General features: G+C 41.0%; 1 protein-coding gene. It reads left to right on the top strand.

Features of this window, described 5'->3' with window-relative positions; genetic code table 11:
• Positions 1-446: MSCRAMM family adhesin SdrC (locus CD111_RS12470; RefSeq protein WP_240610500.1), on the top strand; the 446-nt coding region annotated here is incomplete at both ends.

The following is a 446-nucleotide window of genomic DNA, read 5'->3' on the forward strand; positions in this document are numbered from 1 at the left end:
CCTGATGTACTCGTCGATAACGACGTGCTTTCGCTCTCGGAACCACTTAATGATGTTGATTCACTTTCAGATTCTGACGTACTTGTCGATAACGATGTACTTTCGCTCGCTGAGCCACTTAGTGATGTTGATGTACTTTCAGATCCTGATGTACTCGTTGATAACGATGTACTTTCACTTTCTGAACCACTTAATGATGTTGATGTGCTTTCCGATCCTGATGTACTTGTCGATAATGATGTACTTTCGCTTTCTGAACCACTTAATGATGTTGATGTGCTTTCGGATTCTGATGTACTCATCGATAACGACGTACTTTCTCTCTCTGAGCCACTTAATGATGTTGATGTGCTTTCGGATTCTGATGTACTCGTTGATAACGATGTACTTTCACTTTCTGAACCACTTAATGATGCTGATGTGCTTTCAGATCCTGATGTGCTTGT

This window comes from Mammaliicoccus stepanovicii, assembly GCF_002902525.1.
In the GTDB taxonomy this organism is placed as follows: Bacteria; Bacillota; Bacilli; order Staphylococcales; family Staphylococcaceae; genus Mammaliicoccus; species Mammaliicoccus stepanovicii.